The sequence below is a fragment of the Streptomyces arenae genome (assembly GCF_022343545.1).
GTDB lineage: Bacteria > Actinomycetota > Actinomycetes > Streptomycetales > Streptomycetaceae > Streptomyces > Streptomyces humi.
Window position 1 is genome coordinate 15,510 of the sequence record NZ_JAKQYH010000065.1, and the last position, 19,898, is coordinate 35,407.

At 71.9% G+C, this 19,898-nt stretch carries 21 protein-coding genes; 9 read left to right on the plus strand and 12 right to left on the minus strand.

Translation table 11 applies throughout. The features are described 5' to 3' along the window. Positions 1-14 precede the first annotated feature (14 nt). From MB828_RS30305 to MB828_RS30320, 4 genes are all read left to right on the plus strand, one after another. On the plus strand, positions 15-1,271 hold the full coding sequence (locus tag MB828_RS30305; protein WP_301650953.1) for a styrene monooxygenase/indole monooxygenase family protein: 1,257 nt from the start codon (positions 15-17) through the stop codon (positions 1,269-1,271). Between the two features lie 184 nt (positions 1,272-1,455). After that, complete coding sequence (locus MB828_RS30310; protein WP_133025311.1) at positions 1,456-2,109, plus strand: TetR/AcrR family transcriptional regulator; 654 nt, start codon at positions 1,456-1,458, stop codon at positions 2,107-2,109. Continuing rightward, positions 2,102-2,410 carry a hypothetical protein gene (locus MB828_RS30315; protein ID WP_301650954.1) on the plus strand — a complete coding sequence of 103 codons (309 nt, stop codon included), beginning with the start codon at positions 2,102-2,104 and terminating at the stop codon, positions 2,408-2,410. The genes MB828_RS30310 and MB828_RS30315 overlap by 8 nt, the downstream gene beginning before the upstream one ends. A gap of 116 nt (positions 2,411-2,526) precedes the next feature. Continuing rightward, a complete protein-coding gene (locus MB828_RS30320; protein WP_301650955.1) occupies positions 2,527-3,711 on the plus strand; it encodes a C40 family peptidase in 1,185 nt (394 codons plus the stop codon). A gap of 4 nt (positions 3,712-3,715) precedes the next feature. Here the strand turns inward: MB828_RS30320 and MB828_RS30325 are convergent, their stop codons facing one another. The 6 genes from MB828_RS30325 to MB828_RS30350 form a co-directional block, all read right to left on the minus strand. Then, positions 3,716-4,654, minus strand: a complete 939-nt coding sequence (locus tag MB828_RS30325) for an AurF N-oxygenase family protein (RefSeq protein ID WP_046731920.1) — start codon at positions 4,652-4,654, stop codon at positions 3,716-3,718. Between the two features lie 154 nt (positions 4,655-4,808). Further along, positions 4,809-6,284 (minus strand): peptidoglycan D,D-transpeptidase FtsI family protein, encoded by a 1,476-nt coding sequence (locus MB828_RS30330; RefSeq protein ID WP_301650956.1) that lies wholly within the window; start codon positions 6,282-6,284, stop codon positions 4,809-4,811. After that, on the minus strand, positions 6,281-7,642 hold the full coding sequence (locus MB828_RS30335) for an FtsW/RodA/SpoVE family cell cycle protein (protein ID WP_301650957.1): 1,362 nt from the start codon (positions 7,640-7,642) through the stop codon (positions 6,281-6,283). The genes MB828_RS30330 and MB828_RS30335 overlap by 4 nt, the downstream gene beginning before the upstream one ends. A 279-nt stretch (positions 7,643-7,921) precedes the next feature. Continuing rightward, the gene (locus MB828_RS30340; protein WP_301650971.1) at positions 7,922-9,091 is read right to left on the minus strand and encodes a sensor histidine kinase; all 1,170 of its coding nucleotides are present in this window, start codon (positions 9,089-9,091) and stop codon (positions 7,922-7,924) included. A 56-nt stretch (positions 9,092-9,147) separates the two neighbouring features. Next, entirely contained in the window at positions 9,148-9,942 is a 795-nt protein-coding gene (locus tag MB828_RS30345) for a hypothetical protein (protein WP_301650958.1), read from the minus strand. A 107-nt stretch (positions 9,943-10,049) separates the two neighbouring features. After that, a complete protein-coding gene (locus MB828_RS30350; protein ID WP_165941563.1) occupies positions 10,050-10,556 on the minus strand; it encodes a protein-tyrosine phosphatase family protein in 507 nt (168 codons plus the stop codon). A 100-nt stretch (positions 10,557-10,656) separates the two neighbouring features. Here MB828_RS30350 and MB828_RS30355 point away from each other — a divergent pair, with 100 nt between their 5' ends. After that, on the plus strand, positions 10,657-11,460 hold the full coding sequence (locus tag MB828_RS30355; RefSeq protein ID WP_301650959.1) for a nuclease-related domain-containing protein: 804 nt from the start codon (positions 10,657-10,659) through the stop codon (positions 11,458-11,460). A gap of 250 nt (positions 11,461-11,710) precedes the next feature. Here MB828_RS30355 and ligD read toward each other — a convergent pair whose 3' ends face one another. Then, positions 11,711-12,592, minus strand: a complete 882-nt coding sequence (gene ligD / locus MB828_RS30360; RefSeq protein ID WP_301650960.1) for a non-homologous end-joining DNA ligase — start codon at positions 12,590-12,592, stop codon at positions 11,711-11,713. A gap of 53 nt (positions 12,593-12,645) precedes the next feature. On the opposite strand from ligD, the gene MB828_RS30365 reads away from it, so the two are divergent. Both MB828_RS30365 and MB828_RS30370 read left to right on the plus strand, forming a co-directional pair. Then, positions 12,646-13,620 (plus strand): Ku protein, encoded by a 975-nt coding sequence (locus MB828_RS30365; RefSeq protein ID WP_301650961.1) that lies wholly within the window; start codon positions 12,646-12,648, stop codon positions 13,618-13,620. A gap of 415 nt (positions 13,621-14,035) precedes the next feature. Further along, positions 14,036-15,121 (plus strand): PQQ-binding-like beta-propeller repeat protein, encoded by a 1,086-nt coding sequence (locus tag MB828_RS30370; protein ID WP_301650962.1) that lies wholly within the window; start codon positions 14,036-14,038, stop codon positions 15,119-15,121. Between the two features lie 61 nt (positions 15,122-15,182). Here MB828_RS30370 and MB828_RS30375 read toward each other — a convergent pair whose 3' ends face one another. After that, on the minus strand, positions 15,183-15,605 hold the full coding sequence (locus tag MB828_RS30375; protein WP_301650963.1) for a hypothetical protein: 423 nt from the start codon (positions 15,603-15,605) through the stop codon (positions 15,183-15,185). 182 nt (positions 15,606-15,787) lie between these two features. After that, positions 15,788-16,363 (minus strand): CGNR zinc finger domain-containing protein, encoded by a 576-nt coding sequence (locus MB828_RS30380; RefSeq protein WP_301650964.1) that lies wholly within the window; start codon positions 16,361-16,363, stop codon positions 15,788-15,790. An 81-nt stretch (positions 16,364-16,444) separates the two neighbouring features. Between MB828_RS30380 and MB828_RS30385 the strand changes: the two genes are divergently transcribed. Both MB828_RS30385 and MB828_RS30390 read left to right on the plus strand, forming a co-directional pair. Next, a complete protein-coding gene (locus MB828_RS30385; RefSeq protein ID WP_301650965.1) occupies positions 16,445-17,617 on the plus strand; it encodes an epoxide hydrolase family protein in 1,173 nt (390 codons plus the stop codon). A gap of 453 nt (positions 17,618-18,070) precedes the next feature. After that, positions 18,071-18,454 (plus strand): DUF6083 domain-containing protein, encoded by a 384-nt coding sequence (locus tag MB828_RS30390; protein ID WP_301650966.1) that lies wholly within the window; start codon positions 18,071-18,073, stop codon positions 18,452-18,454. A gap of 403 nt (positions 18,455-18,857) precedes the next feature. Here MB828_RS30390 and MB828_RS30395 read toward each other — a convergent pair whose 3' ends face one another. The 3 genes from MB828_RS30395 to MB828_RS30405 all read right to left on the minus strand — a co-directional run. Then, positions 18,858-19,094: a hypothetical protein gene (locus MB828_RS30395; protein ID WP_301650967.1), complete on the minus strand. Its 237-nt coding sequence runs from the start codon at positions 19,092-19,094 to the stop codon at positions 18,858-18,860. A 140-nt stretch (positions 19,095-19,234) separates the two neighbouring features. Then, positions 19,235-19,486 carry a hypothetical protein gene (locus tag MB828_RS30400; protein WP_301650968.1) on the minus strand — a complete coding sequence of 84 codons (252 nt, stop codon included), beginning with the start codon at positions 19,484-19,486 and terminating at the stop codon, positions 19,235-19,237. A gap of 1 nt (position 19,487) precedes the next feature. After that, a partial coding sequence (locus MB828_RS30405; protein WP_301650969.1) for an IS5 family transposase occupies positions 19,488-19,898 on the minus strand: 411 nt, incomplete at its 5' end.

A 19,898-nucleotide genomic window follows, 5' to 3' on the forward strand; every position in this document is an offset into this window, starting at 1 on the left:
GAACGGTCCCCCGTATGCGGAAGATACTCGTCGTGGGGGCCGGCCAGTCCGGCCTCCAGCTCGCCCTCGGCCTCCAGTCGCACGGCTACGAGGTCACCCTGATGTCGAACCGGACCGCGGACGAGATCCGCTCCGGCCGGGTCATGTCGACGCAGTGCATGTTCCACACGGCACTGCAGCACGAGCGCGATCTCCAGCTGAACTTCTGGGAGTCCCAGGCCCCGAAGATCGAAGGACTCGGTGTCTCGGTCGCCGCCCCCGGCTCCTGGGGCGAGGGTCCCGCGGCCCGCGCGATCGACTGGGTGGGCAAGCTCGACGGGTACGCCCAGTCCGTCGACCAGCGGGTGAAGATGGCCGGCTGGATGGAGACCTTCGCCCAGCGCGGCGGCCAGCTGGTCATCCACGGCGCGGCGGTCGGCGACCTCGACTACTTCTCCCGCGCCTACGACCTGGTCCTGGTCTCGGCCGGCAAGGGCGAGCTGGTGTCCATGTTCGGCCGGGACGCCTCCCGTTCGCCGTACACGGAGCCGCAGCGGGCGCTCGCCGTCGCCTACGTCCACGGTCTCGGCCCGCGTCCCGAGCACCCGGACTTCTACGCGGTCCGCTGCAACCTCGTCCCCGGCGTCGGCGAACTCTTCGTCATGCCGACCCTGACCACGTCGGGACCCGCCGACATCCTCTTCTGGGAGGGCATACCCGGCGGCCCGCTGGACGTCTTCAACGGCGTCAAGGACCCCTCGGAGCACCTCTCCCTGACCCTGGAACTCATGGAGCGGTACACGCCCTGGGAGTACGCGCGGGCCGGCAAGGTGGAACTGACCGACGCGGGTGGCACCCTGGCGGGCCGTTACGCCCCGACCGTCCGCAACCCGATCGGCCGGCTCCCCGGCGGCGGCCTGGTCCTGGGCGTCGCGGACGTGGTCGTCGCCAACGACCCGATCACCGGCCAGGGCTCCAACTCGGCGGCCAAGTGCGCCGCCTCCTACCTCGCCTCGATCCTCGAACACGGCGAGAAGGAGTTCGACGAGACCTGGATGCAGGGGACGTTCGACCGCTACTGGAACACGGCCCAGCACGTCACCAAGTGGACGAACGCGATGCTCGCCCCGCCGCCGGAGCACATCCTCAACCTCATCGGTGCCGCGGGCCAGCTCCAGCCGGTCGCCGACCGCTTCGCGAACGCCTTCAACGACCCGGCCGACTTCGAGAACTTCTTCTACGAGCCGGAGAAGACGCAGGCCTACCTGGCCTCGGTGGCAGGCGCCGCCTGACCAGGTCCGTTCTCGGCCGCGGGTGCGTGGTGGTTGCTCGCGCAGTTCCCCGCGCCCCTTACGGGGCGCACTGCAGCGGCCCCTTCTTTTAGGGGCGCGGGGAACTGCGCGACCAGCCACGACGGCGCCGCACCCGGCCACCACCCCATCGCGGCACCCTCGGCGGAACACATACCCTGCACATATGACCCCGCAGGCCGCCACCCCCGCCTACCGCAGGCTGTCCGTCGAGGAGCGGCGCAGCCAGCTGCTCGACGCGGCCCTCTCCCTCTTCGCGCACCGCGTGCCCGAGGACGTCTCCCTGGACGACGTGGCGGAGGCGGCCGGGGTCTCCCGCCCGCTGGTCTACCGGTACTTCCCCGGCGGCAAGCAGCAGCTCTACGAGGCCGCCCTGCGCTCGGCCGCCGAGGAGCTGGAGCACTGCTTCGACGAACCCCGCGAGGGCCCGCTGCTGCCCCGCCTGTCCCGGGCCCTCGACCGCTACCTGGCCTTCGTCGACCAGCACGACGCCGGTTTCAGCGCCCTGCTCCAGGGCGGCAGCGTGGTGGAGACCTCGCGGACGACGGCGATCGTGGACGGCGTACGACGGGCCGCCGCGCAGCACATCCTGAGCCACCTCGACGTCGCCGACCCCGGCCCCCGGCTCCGGATGACCGTCCGGATGTGGATCACCGCGGTCGAGGCGGCCTCCCTGATCTGGCTGGACGAGGAGAAGCAGCCGCCCGTGGCGGAGCTGCGGGACTGGCTGGTGGACCAGTTCGTCGCCGTGCTGAGCGTGACCGCGCGCCGTGACCCGCAGACGGCCGCCCTCGTCGACGCCCTCGCGGCGGATGGCTGAGACTGGTGCCGTGAAGAGTCAGGACACCCCCTTCGAGGGCGGCCCCATGGACGGGCGGGTGCTCCCCGTGCTGCTCGGCATGACCGGCCACCCCCCGAAGACGTACCGCATCCCGGTCCCGGACGCGGCAGGCGGCCCGCCCACGGTCCTGGTCTACCGCCGTGTCCCGCGCGGCCAGAGCAAGAGGCTGGGGCTGACCCAGGGCTGGAAGTACGTGTACGACGCAACGGGCAGGGGCGGCGGCTCCGGTGGCGGCAAGCCGAAGTGGCCGTGGTCCAAGCCGGATCACACCGACGGGTGACAGATGTGCGCCGAACCGCGCACACACGCCGCGCGAAGCCAGCAGACCTGTCTGATTATCACGTCTGATGATCGCGATGCCGTACGGAAGGGCCGTCCGGCATCGGAGGTGATGACGTGTCAGAGAGGTTTCTGCGCCTGGCCGGTGCGGTCGCGGTGGCGGCCCAGGCCGTGCTCGCACCGGCGCCCGCGCTCGCCGCGCCAGGCCCCGACCGTCCGGTGGCCGAACTGCTCACGGACCTTCAGGGGCTGTACCGGGAGACCGAACAGGCCACCGAGAGCTACAACGCGGCCGATGAACGGCTGCGACGCCAGCGCGCCGAGGTGACCCGCCTGGAGGACCAGCTGGCCCGGGCCCGGCGCTCGCTGCGCACCAGCAGGACCGACGCCGGCCGGCTGGCCCGCGAGCAGTACCAGAGCACCACCGGCATCTCCCCGTACGTCCGGCTGCTCCTCGCCCGTGACCCGCAGCACGCGCTCGACGAGGGGCATGTCATCGGCCGGTTGGCCCGCGAGCGGGCCCGGACGGTGGGGCGCCTCGCGGACGACGAGCACAAGCGGGCCGACCTGGCCCGCAAGGCCCGCAAGGCGCTCGACACCCGGCTCACCCTCGCCGAGGCCCAGAAGAAGCGGCGCGACGAGGTCCGGGCCCGGCTGTCCGACGTGGAGCGCATGCTGGCGGCCCTCACACCCGCCCAGCTCACCGCCGTCGCCGCCCTGGAGCAGGCGGACACGGCGGCCGCCCAGCGCGCCCTGACCGCCTCCGGCGCCCTGAGCGCCACCACGCTCCCGCCGTCCCAGGAGGGCGACCGCGCGGTGCGCTACGCGGTGCGGCAGCTGGGCAAGCCGTACCAGTGGGGCGCGGCGGGCCCGAAGTCCTACGACTGCTCGGGCCTCACCTCACAGGCCTGGGGCCACGCGGGCACCGCCATCCCGCGCACCAGCCAGGAGCAGTGGGCCGGCCTCCCGCACGTCCCGCTGAACCGGCTGCGCCCGGGCGACCTGGTCGTCTACTTCCCCGAGGCCACCCACGTGGCCCTCTACCTGGGCGACGGCAAGGTGGTTCAGGCACCCCGCCCCGGAGCGAAGATCAAGGTCTCCCCGATCGCCGCCAACCCCATCCTGGGCGCGGTACGCCCGGACCCGAGCGCAAGGCCGTTGGCCCACTACACGCCCCCCGCGATCCCGAAGACGGCGACGGAGGGCCCGGACGACGGCTTCGGAACCGCGCGGCCGACGGCACTGACACCCACCCAGGGGCGCGGGGAACTGCGCGACACGCCCCCACTCACCCGCACCTGACCCGTCAAGCCAGCAGCCCTGAGCTCTTCCACAACCGCCGCCCGGCCCCCCGAAGCACCCCGATGTCGTCGAGGAAGTCGGTCAGCCGCTTCGCGCCGGTCTGCATGACCTCCCGCCGATGCCCGCTCGCCCGCACCTGCGCCACGGCCTCCCGCCGGTCCAGCCCCACGTTCGTGTAGACCTCGGGATTGACGAACGCCACGGAGAACACCCGCGCGAACTCGCCCGAGGTCACCCGGGTGAACTCCTGCGACCACCGCGGAGCGGTCACCATCTGCCGCCGCAGCTCCTCACGGGCGTACCGCACGTGCCGGGCCTCCTCGACCACGTGGATCCGGGTGACCCCCCGCACGAGCGTCTGCACCCGCTCGTCGGGGAACGTCAGCCGCTGCATCCAGTCCAGGACCTCCTCGCCCAGCAGGGTCGCCGTGAACGACCCGGGCGTGGTCGAGATCGTCTTGAACAGCCGCCCCAGGTTCTGGTGGGCCCGGCTCACCGGGTACCAGGGCGCGTCCCCGCGCTCGATCAGCCGGGCGAACATCTTCGAGTGCCGGCACTCGTCCTCGATCTCGGTCAGCGCGTAACGCACGTGCGCGGACGTCGCCGCCTTGTCGTAGATGTGCCGGACCAGCAGCTGCATCAGGATCAGCTCGAACCAGATGCCCAGCGAGGCCAGCGCCGAGGCCTCGTGCTGCGACAGCAGGATCCGCTGCTCCTCGCTCATCCGCTTCCACATCGGCGTGTCGTAGAGCGACACCAGTTCCGGCGGCCAGAACCACTTGCCGTCCTCGAAGGGCGCGTCCCAGTCCAGCTCCTTGTCCGGGTCGAAGGAGTGCTTCGCGGAGGAGACGAGCAGCCGTTCGGCCACCTGCTCGCGGTCCTTGAGCAGGCCGAGCGCGTCCCGCAGTCCGTCGACCGCGTCGGCTTCCGTCAGGGTCGTCATGGCTCCCTCACCTCGTTACCCGGGGGTACGTCGTCGTCCGCTCTTATGAGACCGCGTGTCAGCAAGACGGTCAATCCCCCGCGCACGACTTGTTGACGCCACGTCTACCGCGAGCGCGGCCGCGGGCGGGGCGGGCTGGGCGGGCGGTCCCCGTTCAGAGCCCGAGCACCGCCCGCATCACCGCCCTCGCGATCGGCGCCGCGTCCCCGCCCCCGCTGATCTCCCCGCGGTCGGCCGCCGCGTCCTCGACCACCACCGCCACCGCCACCTTCGGCTCCACGTCGGTGTCCGCCTGCGCCCAGGACACGAACCAGGCGTACGGCACCCCGGAGTTGCCGACCCCGTGCTGCGCGGTGCCGGTCTTGCCGCCGACCGTGGCGCCGCGGATCGCCGCGTTACTGCCGGTGCCCTCCTGCACCACGTCGACCATGAGCTCCTTCATGCGCACCGCCGTCGAGGGGCTCATCACCTGCCGCACCGGCCCCGCGCCGCCCGTGCCCACCGTCTCACCGGTCGGCCGCTCGGTCCGCTCCACGAGATACGGCGGCCGGACCATCCCCCCGTCCGCCACAGCGGCCGAGACCATCGCCATCTGCAACGGGGTGGCCCGGGTGTTGTACTGCCCGATCGACGACAGCGCCAGCTGCGCCCTGTCCACGCTGGTGTCGAAGGTGCTGGGCGCGACCGAGAACGGGATCCGCAGCTTCGTGTCGTTGAAGCCGAACCCCTGGGCCACCGTCGTCATGTCCGCGACCCCCACGTCCACGCCCAGTTTCGCGAAGACCGTGTTGCACGACCACTCGAAGGCCTCCCGCAGCGACGCGTCCCGGCAGCCGTCCCCCTCGTTGGTCAGCCGGGTCGTGGTGCCGGGCAGCCGGTAGGGGTCGGGGGAGTCGGTCGGCGCGTCCAGGTCGGTGACCACCCCGGCGTCCAGGGCGGCGGCCGCGGTGACCACCTTGAACGTCGAGCCCGGCGGATACGTCTGCCGTACCGCCCGGTTGAGCATCGGCTTCTCCGGGTCGTCGTTGAGCCGCGCCCAGGCCGAGGCCACCCGCCTGCCGTTGCCGGACAGTTCGGAGGGGTCGTAGGACGGCGTGGAGACCAAGGCGAGGATCCGGCCGGTCGCCGGTTCGATCGCGGCCACCGCGCCCTTGCGGGTGCCCAGACCGCGGAAGGCGGCCTCCTGGGCGTACCGGTTCAGGGTGGTCACCACGTTCCCGCCGGGGGTCGGCACCCGGCTGCCGTCGTGCCACAGCGGGAACGGCGACAGCAGCGGGTCGGTGCCGGCGAGCAGTCCGTCCTCGGAGTGCTCCAGGAACGTCGTGCCGTACAGCTGGGAGGCGAACCCGGTGACCGGGGCGTACAACGGGCCCTGCGGATAGGTGCGTTCGTAGCGCAGCTGCTCCCGGCTGTCCCGGGAGCCGGTGACCGCCTCGCCGCCGACCAGGATGTCCCCCCGGGGCAGGCCGTAACGGGCGATCGTGGCACGGCGGTTGGCCGGGTTGCCGTCGTAGGAGGGGGCCTGCACGATCTGGACGCGGCCGGCGTTGACGAGGAGCGCGAACAGCAGCAGGGCGCACAGGGCACGGGCGCGGCGGACGTACGCGGCGGTCCCCCGGGGCCGGCTCACGGGGCCACCTGTCCGTCGTAGTGCCTGCGGGCCGAGTCGCTCACCCGGATCAGCAGGGCGACGATCGCCCAGTTGGTGACGACCGAGGAGCCGCCCTGGGCGAGGAACGGCATCGCCATGCCGGTCAGCGGGATCAGGCCCGTCACCCCGCCCGCGATCACGAACACCTGGAGGGCGACGATCGAGGCCAGCCCGACCGCGAGGAGCCGGGCGAAGGGGTCGCGCAGGGCGAGGCCGGCCCGGTAGCCGCGTTCGACGAGCAGACCGTAGAGCAGGAAGATCGCGGAGAGACCGGCCAGGCCGAGTTCCTCGCCCGCGGTGGCCAGGATGAAGTCCGACTTGGCGGCGAAGCCGATGAGGACGGAGTGGCCGAGGCCGAGCCCGGCGCCGAGCACCCCGCCGGCGGCGAACGCGAAGAGCGACTGCGCGAGTTGGTTCGGCCCCTGCCCCGCGTCGATCGAGGCGAACGGGTGCAGCCAGTCCTCGATACGGCCGTGCACGTGCGGTTCCAGCCGGCCGACGGCGACCGCGCCGAACACGGCGAGCAGCAGGCCCACGGCGATCCAGCCGGTACGCCCGGTGGCGACGTACAGCATGACCACGAACAGGCCGAAGAAGAGCAGCGAGGTGCCCAGGTCGCGTTCCAGGATCAGCACCCCGACGCTCACCAGCCAGATGGTGACGATCGGACCCAGCACCCGCCCCGTCGGGAACTGCATGAACCACAGTCGGCGGCCCGCGTAGGCGAGCGCGCTGCGGTTGGCGGCCAGGTACGCGGCGAAGAACACCGCGAGCAGTACCTTCGCGAACTCGCTGGGCTGGAGGGAGAATCCGGCGATCCGGACCCAGATCCGGGCTCCGTTGACGGCCGGGAAGAAGATCGGGAGCAGCAGCAGGACGAGGGCGGCGGCCACGCAGACGTACGCGTAGCGCTGGAGGACGCGGTGGTCGCGCAGCATCAGCACGACCAGGATGAAGAAGCCGACGCCCAGGGTGGACCAGACGAGTTGGGCGGGGGCCGCGCGGTCACCCGGGGTCTCCAGGTCCAGCCGGTAGATCAGGACCAGACCCAGTCCGTTCAGCAGCACCCCGATCGGCAGCGGCAGCGGATCGGCGTACGGAGCGCGCAGGCGCACGGCGAGATGGGCGAGGAGCGCGAGGATCCCGAGGCCGGCTCCGTAACCGGCGGCGCCGGGCGGGACGGTACCGGTCCTGGCCACGCCGACCGCGCAGTAGCCGTACACGGAGAGCAGCACGGCCAGCACGATCAGGGCGAGTTCGACACCCCGGCGCCGGGGGAGACGTTCAGGGGAGGCGGGGGCCTTTTCCGCCGCCAGGGTGGTTCCGGCCTTGGTCATGTCCGGAACTTACCTAAATAGTGTGAGTTGAGTGTCCTGTGGGTCGGCACCAGCGTGGCGTGCGGCCGAGGAGGTCGATGTCGCGCGGCGCGGGTAGTGGTTCGGGTGCAGGCCGGTGGGGGCTGGTCGCGCAGTTCCCCGCGCCCCTGAAGGGGCGCACCGCAGCGCCCCTTTCCTTTAGTGGCGCGGGGAACTGCGCGAGCACCCCCCCGCGCTCCCGCAGCCGCGCCACGCACCCGATCCCCCCTACGGGAGCGTCAGCACCGCCACCGCACCCCCCTACGGGAGCGTCAGCACCGCCACCGCCCCGCCGTCGGTCGCGTTGGCGAACGTCAGCCGCGCGCCCAGCACCTCCGCCTGGCCCGCCGCGATCGTCAGTCCCAGCCCGTGCCCCTTGGAGTCGCCCTCCGTCCGGAACCGCTGGGGACCGTGCGCCACCAGGTACTCGGGGAACCCGTCCCCGTGGTCCCGCACGGTGACCTCCTTGCCCTCCACCGTCAGCACCACCGGCCCACGCCCGTGCCGGTGCGCGTTGGCCACCAGATTCCCCAGCACCCGTTCCAGCCGCCGCCGGTCGGTCTCCACCCACACGTCCCGGACGACCTTCACCCCGGTCTCCGTCCCGGACGCCTGCACCACCCGTTCGGCCAGCGCGCCCAGCGCCTCCGCGTCGGTCTCCAGCCGCTCCCGGCCCGTGTCGAGGCGGGAGATCTCCAGCAGGTCCTCGGTCAGCGTGCGCAGCGCGGCCACCCGGTCCCGGACCAGCTCCGTCGGCCGACCCGGCGGCAGCAGCTCCGCCGCCGCGTGCAGTCCCGTCAGCGGGGTCCGCAGCTCGTGCGCCACGTCGGCCGTGAACCGCTGCTCGCTCAGCAGCTTGCTCTGCAACGACGCGGCCATGCCGTCCAGCGCGGCGGCGACCGCGGCCACCTCGTCCTGCGGCCGGGTCGGATCCTTCGTACGGGGGTCGTCCACCCGCGCGTCCAGATCGCCGGCGCTGATCCGCCGGGCCACCTGCGCGGTGCCGTGCAGCCGCCGGGTCACCCGGGTCACCGCGAACGCGCCGACCAGCAGTGTCGCCCCGATGGCCAGGGCCGACGACCAGAGGATGGAGCGGTCGAGCGCGGCGATGGTGCGGGCCTGCTGGGAGTAGTCGACGGCCACCGCGAGGACCCGGTCACGGTCGGCCGGGCCCGCCGCCCACATGAGGGGGCGGCCGTCGTCCTCGGAGACCATCGTGCCGCGCTGCCCGGCCAGTGCCAGCGCCCGCAGGGTCGACGGCAGCCCCCGCGGGTCGACCCTGGCCTCCGGTACCAGGGTGTCCCCGGCCTCGAAGTCGCCCGTCGCCTCCGCGAGCCGGGACAGCGCCTGGTCGCGGGCCTGCGCGACGGTCTGGTCGGTGACCGACACATGGACGAGGACGCCGAGCAGCGCGGCCAGCGCACAGCACATCACCGTGATGAACGCGGCCGACTTCGCCGCCAGCGTCCCGGCCCAGTGGGGGAGCCTCACCGGGCACCCGCCGAGGCCGAAGGACCGGGGTCGGGGGCCGAGGCGGGGGCGGTGGGGGCGGAGCCGGGGGTGAGGACCGGCGCCGGTGCCGGCGTGCGGTGGTGCCGCGGCCTGCCCGTACGCAGGAACTCGTCCCGCGAGAACACCATCGTCCGCTGCTCCGGGTCCCACACCCAGGTCGTCCGGTACTCGTACCCGCTGATCCCGGTGGGCGACCGCACGATCACCGTCCGCCCGGCCAGCTCGACGCCGATGATCGCGTCGTTGTCGTCGAGCACCTGCACCAGCCGGTGCCGCTCGACGGTGTAGACGCGCAACGCGGTCTGGTTCGTCGGGTACAGCCGGAAACCGAGCGTCAGCTCGTCCCGGCCGTCCCCCGTCAGGTCCCGGTAGTAGGGCCTGAGCAGCGGACACCGGGCGCCGCCGCCGTGCGCCCCGCACGCCTTCATACGGTCCGTGGTCTCGTGGTACGTCCCCTTGGCGCCGTAGTCCGCCGGGTCGGAGGCGATCTCCGCCCGTACGACGGCCACCGGATCCACCTCCCGGATGTCGTCGCCGGGAACGGTGACGCCCTTCACGGTCTCCGTGCTGCCCACGTCGTACGGCCAGGCCGGGCTCGACGCCGGCCGCAGGTCGGGCCAGAGCTTCGCCGGACTGATCGCGGTCGGCGTCGCCCCGGCCGCCAGCAGCCCGCCGGAGTCGCCACAGCCCGCCACGGCCGCCGCCGACAGGGCGACGGCGGCCGCGACGGCGGCGCTGCGAAGGAGGCGACGGGGACGACGGCTCGGCACGCTGCTCCTGGCTCTGGGACGACGGGATATGGGCACGCGGATCCGTTTCGTGAGCGGATCCGCAGGGAAGTCTGTTCCGCACCCGCGGGTCCGGTGCAGAGGAGAGGCTACTCGGCGAGCTCCTCGAGGAGACGGGCGGTGGACAGGCCGGCCCGCAGATAGGCGACGAACAGCTCGTTGTGCAGCGCCCAGGGCGAGCGCCGGGCCCGCACCAGCCGGATCGCCTCCTCGGCCGTCCACCCCTGGTGCACCAGGGCCTGCGCGACCACCAGCCCCGACCGGTTGTACCCGCTGTAGCAGCGCACCAGCACCGACCGCCCCGCGTCCAGGGCCTCGCTCGCCGCCCGGGCCAGCCGGATCACCCCCGCCAGCTGCGTACCGTCCAGCGGCCCGTCGGGTATCGGCCACACGTGGTGCTCCACGCCCAGGTCGGGACCGTGCCCGGGCAGCCGCAGCAGGCTCTGCACCAGTTCGAACTCGCCGCGCACCACGGCGGTCTCCAGCCGCCCCGAACGCCCCCGGAACTCATGGCCGCCCATCCACAGCCCGGGCAGCACCTCGCTCCACGGACTGTCCGGAGCCGGGACGTCGTACTGCTCCCCACGGATCCGCACCGGCGCCTCCCCGCTGCGCGCGCCAACCCCTGTCAAAGGTAGCCGGGTTCTTGCCCCTGGAGCACCCCGCCTGTTCCCATGGACGAGGGGTGATGACGCAATGAGCGGACTGCGCGTCGTGCCGGCCTGGCGCCACGGTCAGGAGAGGCTGTACGTCTGCCTCACGGACGGCAGGAACATCGCCTGGTACGACCGTGAGGCGGGCCGGGTGAACCTGCTCAGCGAGGAGCGCCTGGACGACGTACTCGAAACCCTGCGCCCCTTCCTGGCCGGCCCGGTCACGGTGGGCCCGCCACCCGTGCCCACGCCCGCCGAGCTGGCCCGGCTGACCCTGCACCCCGACGACGACCTGGCGCCCAACCGCCCCGGCGAGGCGCTGCTGGTCGCCCTCGACCGGGACCCGGGTCCGGCCCACCGCCTCCGCCCCGACCCGCGCCGCCGCGCCCTGGCCGCGGAGCAGACCGTCGGCGACGCCCTGGACCGTCTGGACGGCGCCGGCTGGCACGTCCTGCACTCCGTGCCGCTGCCCGGCGGCGACCGCATCCACCACCTGCTGATCGGGCCCGGGGGCGTCTTCTGCGTGCACGCGCTGCCCGCCCGCAGGCAGAAGGTACTGGTCGCCGACCCGATGGTCACCCTCGGCCGCCGCGACGCGCAGCCGCTGCTCCGCCGGCTGCGGGCCGACGCCGACCGGGCGTCGTACGCCCTCACGGCCGAGGTCCGCCCGATCCTGGTCCTGATCGAACCGGCGGACGTGACGGTGCTCGCCCCGCCCCGCGAGGCCCGCGTCCTGCGCGACCGGGACCTGGAGGGTCTGTCCCGCCTGGGCGGCGTCCTGAAACCGGCGGACGCGGAGGCCCTCCACGCGATCGCCCGGGACCGCAATACGTGGGGGAGGGTCTAGGGGCGCGGTTTCCGGGCTGTCTGGGGGCTGCTTCGGGGGGCTGCTTCGGGGGGGGGGTAAGGGTGCGGTTTCAGGAGGGGCAAGGGTGCGGTTTCAGGGCGCTGCGCGGGGCGCTGCTGATGGGTGCCGCTCGGGGGTGCTGATCGGGGGTGCTGATCGGGGGTGCTGATCGGGGGTGCTGATCGGGGGTGCTGCTCAGGGCGGGGCGTGCCGCGTGTGCCGTTCACGGCAGGGGCGTGGCGTGTGCCGTTCACGGCAGGGGTGCCGCGTGTGCCGGGTCCAGCACGGGGGCCAGCAGGTCGCCGTGGTCCTGGAGGCGGGGGGCGATGTCCTGCGCCCGGAACGCCAGCTGACCCGCGGACCGGCACTCGGCGACCTCCTCCCAGGTCACCGGCGCCGACACCGTCGGCTCCCGCCGCGCCCGTACCGTGTACGGCGCGGCTGTCGTCTTGCGCCCCGCGTTCTGGCTCCAGTCCACGAACACCTTCGCCGGCCGCAGACTCCGCGTCATCCGGTGCACCACCAGCCGCGGCATGGCCCGCTCCGCCTCCACCGCCAGCGCCTTCGCGTACTCACTGACCCGCTCGCTGCTCGCCCCCCGGACCCCGGCCAGCAGATGCAGCCCCTTCGACCCGGCGGTCTTCGCGTACGCCTCGATCCCGTCCGCGGCCAGCCGCTCCCGCAGCCACAGCGCGACCTCGCAGCACTGCACGACCGTGGCGGGCGGCCCGGGGTCCAGGTCGAACACGATCCGGTCGGCCTCGTCCGGCGCCTGCGCGACCCACTGGTGCGTGTGGAACTCGGTGACCAGGTTCGCGGCCCACATCAGGCTCGGGAGGTCCTGCACCAGCACCATCCGCGCGGCCCCCTCCGACCGGCGTACCTCGGCGGTCGTGACCCATTCGGGCGTACCGGGCGGCACGTTCTTGGCGAAGAACACCTGGCCGTCGGGACCGTCCGGGTAGCGGAGGAAGGACACCGGCCGGTCCCGCAGATGCGGCAGCAGCACACCGGCCGTCGTCGCGTAGTAGTGCAGCAGCTCGCCCTTGGTGAAGCCGGTCGCCGGATACAGCACCTTCTCCAGGTTGCTGAGCGCCACCCGCCGCCCCTCCACCTCCGTGATCGGCGTCATACCATGACAATCTCATACAAAACTCACGTCGGACGGACGGAGGGAAACCGCAAGTGCGATCCATCTGGAACGGCGCGATCTCCTTCGGTCTCGTCAGCATCCCGATCAAACTGGTGAACGCCACGGAGAGCCACTCGATCTCCTTCCGCCAGGTGCACACCGAGGACAACGGCCGCATCCGCTACCGCAAGTTCTGCGAGCTGGAGGACCGCGAGGTCACCCAGTCGGAGATCGGCAAGGGGTACGAGGACGCCGACGGCACGATCATCCCGGTCACCGACGAGGACCTGTCCCACCTGCCCATCCCCACCGCCCGCACGATCGAGATCGTCGCGTTCGTCCCGGCCGACCGGATCGACCCGCTCCAGATGGACGCCGCCTATTACCTCGCCGCGAGCGGCGTCCCCGCGGCGAAGCCGTACACCCTCCTCAGGGAGGCCCTGAAGCGCAGCAACAAGGTGGCCATCGCCAAGTACGCGCTGCGCGGCCGGGAACGCCTCGGAATGCTCCGGGTTGTCGGCGACGCCATCGCCATGCACGGCCTGCTCTGGCCGGACGAGGTACGCGCCCCCGAGGGCGTCGCCCCCGACTCCGACGTCACCGTCCGCGACAAGGAACTCGACCTGGCGGACGCCCTGATGGACACCCTCGGCGAGGTCGACCTGAAGGACCTGCACGACGAGTACCGGGAGGCTCTGGAGGAGGTCATCGCCGCGAAGGCGGCCGGCGAGACCCCGCCGGAGTCCCCCGAACCGGCGAAGCCCGGCAAGGTCCTCGACCTGATGGCGGCCCTGGAGAACAGCGTCCGGGCGGCGAAGGAGTCGCGCGGCGAGCCGGCACAGGTGACACAGCTGCCGAAGAAGAAGCCGACGGCGAAGAAGACGACCGCGAAGACAGCGGCGAAGAAGACCGCGAGCAAGTCGGCGTCGACGAAGAAGACGACGGCCAAGAAGACGTCGGCGACGAAGACGGCGGCGGAGAAGAAGACGACGGCGAAGAAGACGACCGCCCGCAAACGCCCCGCATGACGTACGGCCCCTGTTGAAGTCCCGGGGTGCCCACTGCTGGGTGACGTGCCCTCAGGCCGGGCCCTCGGACCGTGCCTTCGCCGCGCTCTCAGGCAGCGCCCTGGCCGCGCTCTCAGGCAGCGCCCTGGCCGCGCTCTCAGGCAGCGCCCTCGGGTCAGGCCTTGGCCGTGCACTCAGGCCGTGCACTCAGGCCGTGCCCTCAGGCTCGCCTTGCTACCGTTGCCGACCGATCGGCCTCACGTGCGGGGTCGTGCTCGCGGGGGAGGCGAAGGTGCGGAGGCGACGGGGTATACGCGGGGCGGCACTTGTAGGGGCCCTGGTGCTGTGCGGCCTGCTGGGCGCCGGGTGCTCGACGGCCGGGCGGAACGGGTCCGACGGTGCGTCGGCCGGCGCCTCGGGGGGCACGTCGTCCCCGGTGTCCGGTCCGTGGCGCGCCTGGGACGTCGCGCTCTCCCGGGGGGAGGCCTCCGGCACCTGCGGGGCGACGGCCCGTCAGGTCGTGTGCGCGACCGGCTCCGGCGGATTCGTCGGACGCTCCCGCGCCGACGGCCGTATCACGTGGACCGTGCCCGCGAACGACCACGGCAAGAGCGCCGGCCTGGTCGTCGACGCGGCCGACGAACGGGCCGTGACCGGCGTCGCCGGTGTGCTGCGCGCGGCGGATCTGCGGACGGGCGCGCGGGCCTGGACCCACCGGCAGCCCTCCGGCGGCGCCTATGCGACCCTCGGCGCGGCGGACGGAGTCGTCTACGCCGTCGGGGCGTTCGACCCCGCGTCCGGTGCCGCCGTCCTCGAGGCCGTACGCGCGTCCGACGGCACGGCACTGTGGCACCGCGCCGTGACTTGGGACCCCGGTGAGGGCATCGACGCCTTCCGAGGCCGCGTCTACACCACCGACGGCACCCGGGTCACCTCCCGCGACGCCCGCTCCGGCGCCACCGTGGCCGTCAGTCCCGCGGGCGTCGAGTGCCCGCACCTGGTCTCCGGCGGCCACTACCTGGTCTGCACCGGCAGCCCGTTCTCCGCAGGGGACGTCTTCCCGCCCGTACGACGCCTGGACCCGAACACGCTCCGGCCACTGCCGACCCCGAAGACCACGATCGACAAGCCCGTGCGCGGACTGATCTCCGCCGACGGGGTGCTGATGTTGTACGAGGCCTCCGCGGAGGACACGAGCGCCGGCGACTGGAACGCGTACGACTTCGAAAGCCGGCGCAAGCTGTGGAGCTACTACGGCACCACGGACGAAGCGGCCCTGACCGGCCGCCGGTTCGTGACCTTCACTCCCGGCAACGACCGTGCCACACGGGGCCGCGTGATCACGATCGACCTGCACGCGGGCCCTCGGGCGACCGGATCCGCCGCGCCGGGCACGTCGGCGCCGTACCCGCAGACGAGGGACGGCGAACACCCCCTGCTCATCGTCCCGGGCGGCGACGCGGGTCACCTGGTCGTGAGAGCCCGGACCCACGCCTCGCTACGCTCATTCCCGCTGCCCTGAGCCGTCGTCCCCCTGAGCCGTCGCCGCCCTGAACAGTCGTCGCCCTGAGCCTCCGCCGGCGTCACTGGACGTCCCCAGAGGCAAGCTCGACGAACCGCTCCAGGACCTCCCGCGCCCGCGCGCCGAGTGCGCTCAACTCCGTTTTGTCGGCCGCCTTGTGCAGGTCGGACGTCAGGGCGTAGGCCTCCTGCGCGATCTCGATGAGCGGCCGCGCGCCGGCTATGAGCTGAACCCTGAACAGCGCGTGCAGGGCGACCCCGCGGAGCCGGTGCGCCTCCGTACGGGCCGCGGGGTAGGTGGATCCGTCGGGATCCTCGTCCCTGCGATGCCAACGGTCCTGCTGCCCGCGCCGGAACTCCGTCAACGCCCCGGCGAAGTCGCTGTACACCGCCATCCGGTCCGCCCGAAGCTGCTGCTGACTCACGAACAACCGCTCCCGCGCGGAGGCGTTGCGCTGGAAGACGTACGTGACAGTGGACCCCAACAACGTGCCCACAATGGCGACCAAGGCCGAGACGACACCATCCACGCCAGTATGAGATCACAACAGCGCTGAGCGTTGGCGGCGCGGCAACGATCCGAAGGCGCGGGCGTGTAGCTCACCGTGGACCGTGGGCGTGCAGCGCACCGCGAGGCGTGGGCGTGTAGCTCACCGGGAGGCGGTGATCACTCCGCTGCTCCGGGGTCTCTGCGACGGGCGGCATTGAAGCGCGCCTTCTTCTGCCGATTCCCGCACGTGTTCATGTCGCACCATCTACGGGTGCGGCTCTGGCTGGTGTCGAAGAAGGCGGCCTGGCAGGTCGGTGAAGCGCACAGGGCCAGTTTCCCGTCTCGTTCGCCGGAGATGACGCTGATGGCGTCGGCCGCGATCACGCTGAGGGCGTCCTCCACGCGGGAGGCCGAGCCGAGCCGCCACAGCCGCTGGCCCTCGGCCGTCAGGATCGCCGCGGCCCGCCCCTGAACGCTGCGGTCATTGATGACCTGGACGGCGGACGCGGGCAGCGCGGCACGGATCGCGGCCGCTGTCGCGACGACGTGGATCGACTCCCTCAGTTCCCGGGCGAGGTCGAGCTCGGCAGGGGTGCAGGAGTCCACGGCGAGGCCGTTCACCGCCAGCCAGTCGACGAGTCGCTGCGGCGTGGGAATGCGCTCCACCGCGTTGCCGTGACGCTCCGACAGAGTGCCGGTGAAGCTCGTCGCCAGCACGTTGCCGAGACGGAAGTCAGGAAACCCAGCACGCATGGAACCACCTTAGCCGGTTGCGAAGCGGTGACGGACACTGCTAGAACCGTCTAAGCCGGTTCTCAATGGCCAGGAGGTCCCATGCCCTGCCCGCCCAGCGACGTCCAGGCATTCGACGCCCACGCGACCGACGCCGACCTCGAAGATCTGCGCGCACGACTGACCGCGGCACGCCTGCCGGAGGCCGAGACGGTCCGGGGCTCCGGACCCGGCCGTCACCGATGGGACCAGGGCGTTCCACTCGCCGACCTCGTCGATGTCGTGAACTACTGGCGCACCGGGTACGACTGGCGGCCGTTCGAGGAGCGCCTCAACCGCATCGGCCAGTTCCGTACGACCATCGACGGTCTGGGCATCCACTTCCTGCACCGCCGGTCCGCGCGCGCCGATGCCGTACCTCTGATCCTGACGCACGGCTGGCCGGGCAGCATCGCGGAATTCGTCGACGTGGTGGACGAGTTGGCGGATCCGGGAGACGCGGAGGCGCCGGCGTTCCACGTCGTGGTCCCGTCGCTACCGGGTTTCGGGTACAGCGACAAGCCGGCCGCCACCGGCTGGGGGACCGAAAAGATCGCGGCCGCGTGGGTGGAACTGATGGGGAGGCTCGGCTACCGCAGGTTCGTCGCCCAGGGCGGCGACTGGGGAGGCAACATCACCACGGTCCTCGGCGGCAGGTTCCCGGCACACGTTCTCGGCATTCACACGACGTTCGCGGCGGCACCGCCCGGGTTGACGACGGACGGACTGACGGCGGTGGAGCGCAGGTGGACGGAGGAGACCCGCGACTTCTGGCGCCACCGCGCGGCGTACGCGAAGCAGCAGGCGACCCGCCCGCAGACCATCGGCTACGCGCTCGTCGACTCACCGGTGGGACTTCTCGCCTGGATCCTCGACAAGTTCGCCGAGTGGACGGACACCGACGACAGCCCGTTCGAGACGATCTCCAGGGACCGGATCCTGGACAACGTCACGCTGTACTGGCTGACGCGGACAGGGGCATCGTCGGCCCGTATCTACTACGAGAGCCACAACTCACTGGACCCCGAACTCCGGGTCGACGTCCCGACGGCGATAACCATGTACCCCCGCGACATCGAGAAGTGCCCGCGCCCCTGGGCAAAGGAGCGCTACCGGCAGATCGTCCGCTGGAGGTCCCCCGAAAAGGGCGGACACTTCCCGTCACTGGAAGCCCCCGCACACTTCACCAGGGACCTACAAGAGGGCCTGACGGCCGTACTCGCCACAAACCGGTAAACGCCCCGGCAACCGCCGACTTGCAAACCCCGGACGACCGGGACAGAGGATCCGGTATGGTCACGGGCCGAGGCAGCGACGAGGGCGACCGAGAAGCACGCACTACCTTGAACCGGACGGATGAAACGGTGGCTGGCGGGAGTCCGGTAACCTGCCGCCGGCGACCCCACCCGGCGACCCCACCCGGCGACCCCACCCGGCGACCCCACCCGGCGACCCCACCCGGCGAGAACTACCACGCCACTGCCCGGCCGGCCCGCGCGACCGACACCCCCGCCATCTCGGAGCCCTCACGGGTTGGGGCTTCGTCGTGTACCGGCCGCACTTTCCAAGCCGCCGGTTGCTGGACACACCTTCCGCGTCACTTTCCCTCTCGCCGCTGCTCGTGCGCTCCAGGAGTCCCGTCCGATTCGCCCTCTACGCGCGACCGGACAGAGTGCCGACCCTCGCTATATGGGGGCTTACAAAAAGTCGACGCGCAGGCTGGGCGAGTCACGGCTGATGTGCCCGTACTGCGGTCTGCCACAGGAACGCGTGGCGACGATCGAACACGACTGGGTGCTGCTGGAGCCCGACATGGCTCCGCTCGCCCACGTGGTGCCCGCGGAGTACCGGTGGATCGAGACGTCCGACGGGCGAGTGGCGGTGTACGGCGTATGCCCTCCCGATCCGTTCCAGCGGTGCCGCATCGAACACCGTCTGGCCTGTCCTAAGCAGACCCTCCCGGACCTCTGGCCGTGGTTGACGAGCCTGCGAGGGGAGAACGCGCGGCAGGCCGAGCGGCTGAACGAGCCCGAGCCGCCCCACGCCCCCGAGGAGTGGCCGGACGCCGGCTAACGTGCTTCGGCCGAACTGGTGGGCTGACCTCGGCCGATGCCCGAAGTGACACACGCCTGCCCACGCGAGAAGACCCCGAAATGCGCTCCCGCCTGAGCGCGTCGTCTCGCTGTTGGCCGGGCGCCTGTACGACCTGCGGCACGCGTGCATCACGCGGCGGTTGAACGCGGGCGTGCCGATCGCTGAGGTTGCCCGGCGGGTTGGCAACTCTCCCGAGGTGATCCACCGGCGCCGTCACGGCTGCATCGACGGCCACGAGGAAGCCGCCAACGCGAAGATCACAAGGGCATTGGAAGAGGACGGAGACGCTGCACAGCGCTCCGTGTCATCGCGCTGCGAGGACGGTCAGGAGATTCGGATGGGAGCGCCCCGCAGCGCGTGGCTGCGGGGCGCCTAGTCGGGTTCAGTCGACATCCTGCCCGTTGTACTTGCCGCCCTTGCAGATCGGGAGCCCGGCCGCGGACGTGGTCGACCGATCGACCGTTCCGCCGCCCTGCTCGCACTCACCCGGGGTGAGGGCGGCGGGGGTGGCGGTTGTGGCGGTGGCGGTTGTGGCGGTGGCCGTGGCAGCGCCTGTAAGGCCGAGTCCGGCGAGGGCTGCTGTGCCGATGACGGCGGCGAGGATTCGTCGAATGCGCATTTGGTTCGCCTTTCACGGATTGCCTCGGTTGGGGCACTAGTCAGCTTGATGTTCATCCATGTGGGCGACACGTCATGTTGGGCCGTTCGGGTGACACTGCTGTCGGGTGCGGGGCCGGGACGGGAGCCGTCGGACAGGCCCTAACCGTGAGAGGTCAGGCCGCTGTCATTCGTCTTGAGCGGCCTTGTACTGACCGTATTGAGTCCAGCACGTTCGAGTGTCTCCATGGCCGCCGGCACGGCACCGCGCTCATCAAGGTAGGTGCGCTGACCCGGCAGGCCCTTGCGTGAGGGCCGGTCGGGATCGCGCGGGACCTCCCAGTCGAGATCACCAACGGCGTTGCCCTGATCGGCGTGGGTCTTCCACCACGCGGTGAAGCTCTTAGACGTCATTTCACTTGGTCAGTCGGCGGTGACATATGAGGGTCGCGGCGATGGCTGTGAAGGCGAGGAAGTGTTCCGGCTTGCGCTCGTAGCGGCGGTGCAGACGGCGGCAGCCGGACAGCCAGGACACGGTCCGCTCCACCACCCAGCGGTGCCGGCCCAGCCGCCGGGACGACTCGATGCCCTTGCGGGCAAGGCGGTGCCGGATGCCGCGGGAAGCGAGCCATCGCCGCAGGTGGTGGTAGTCGTATCCCTTGTCGCCGTGCAGCTTGGCGGGCCGACGGCGCCTTGGGCCGCGACGTGAGCGAATGGGTGGGATGCCGCGGACCAGCGGGATCAGTGCCTGGCTGTCGTGGAGGTTGGCGGCGGAGATGCCGATCGACAGGGGCAGGCCCTGGCGATCGACGATCAGGTGGATTTT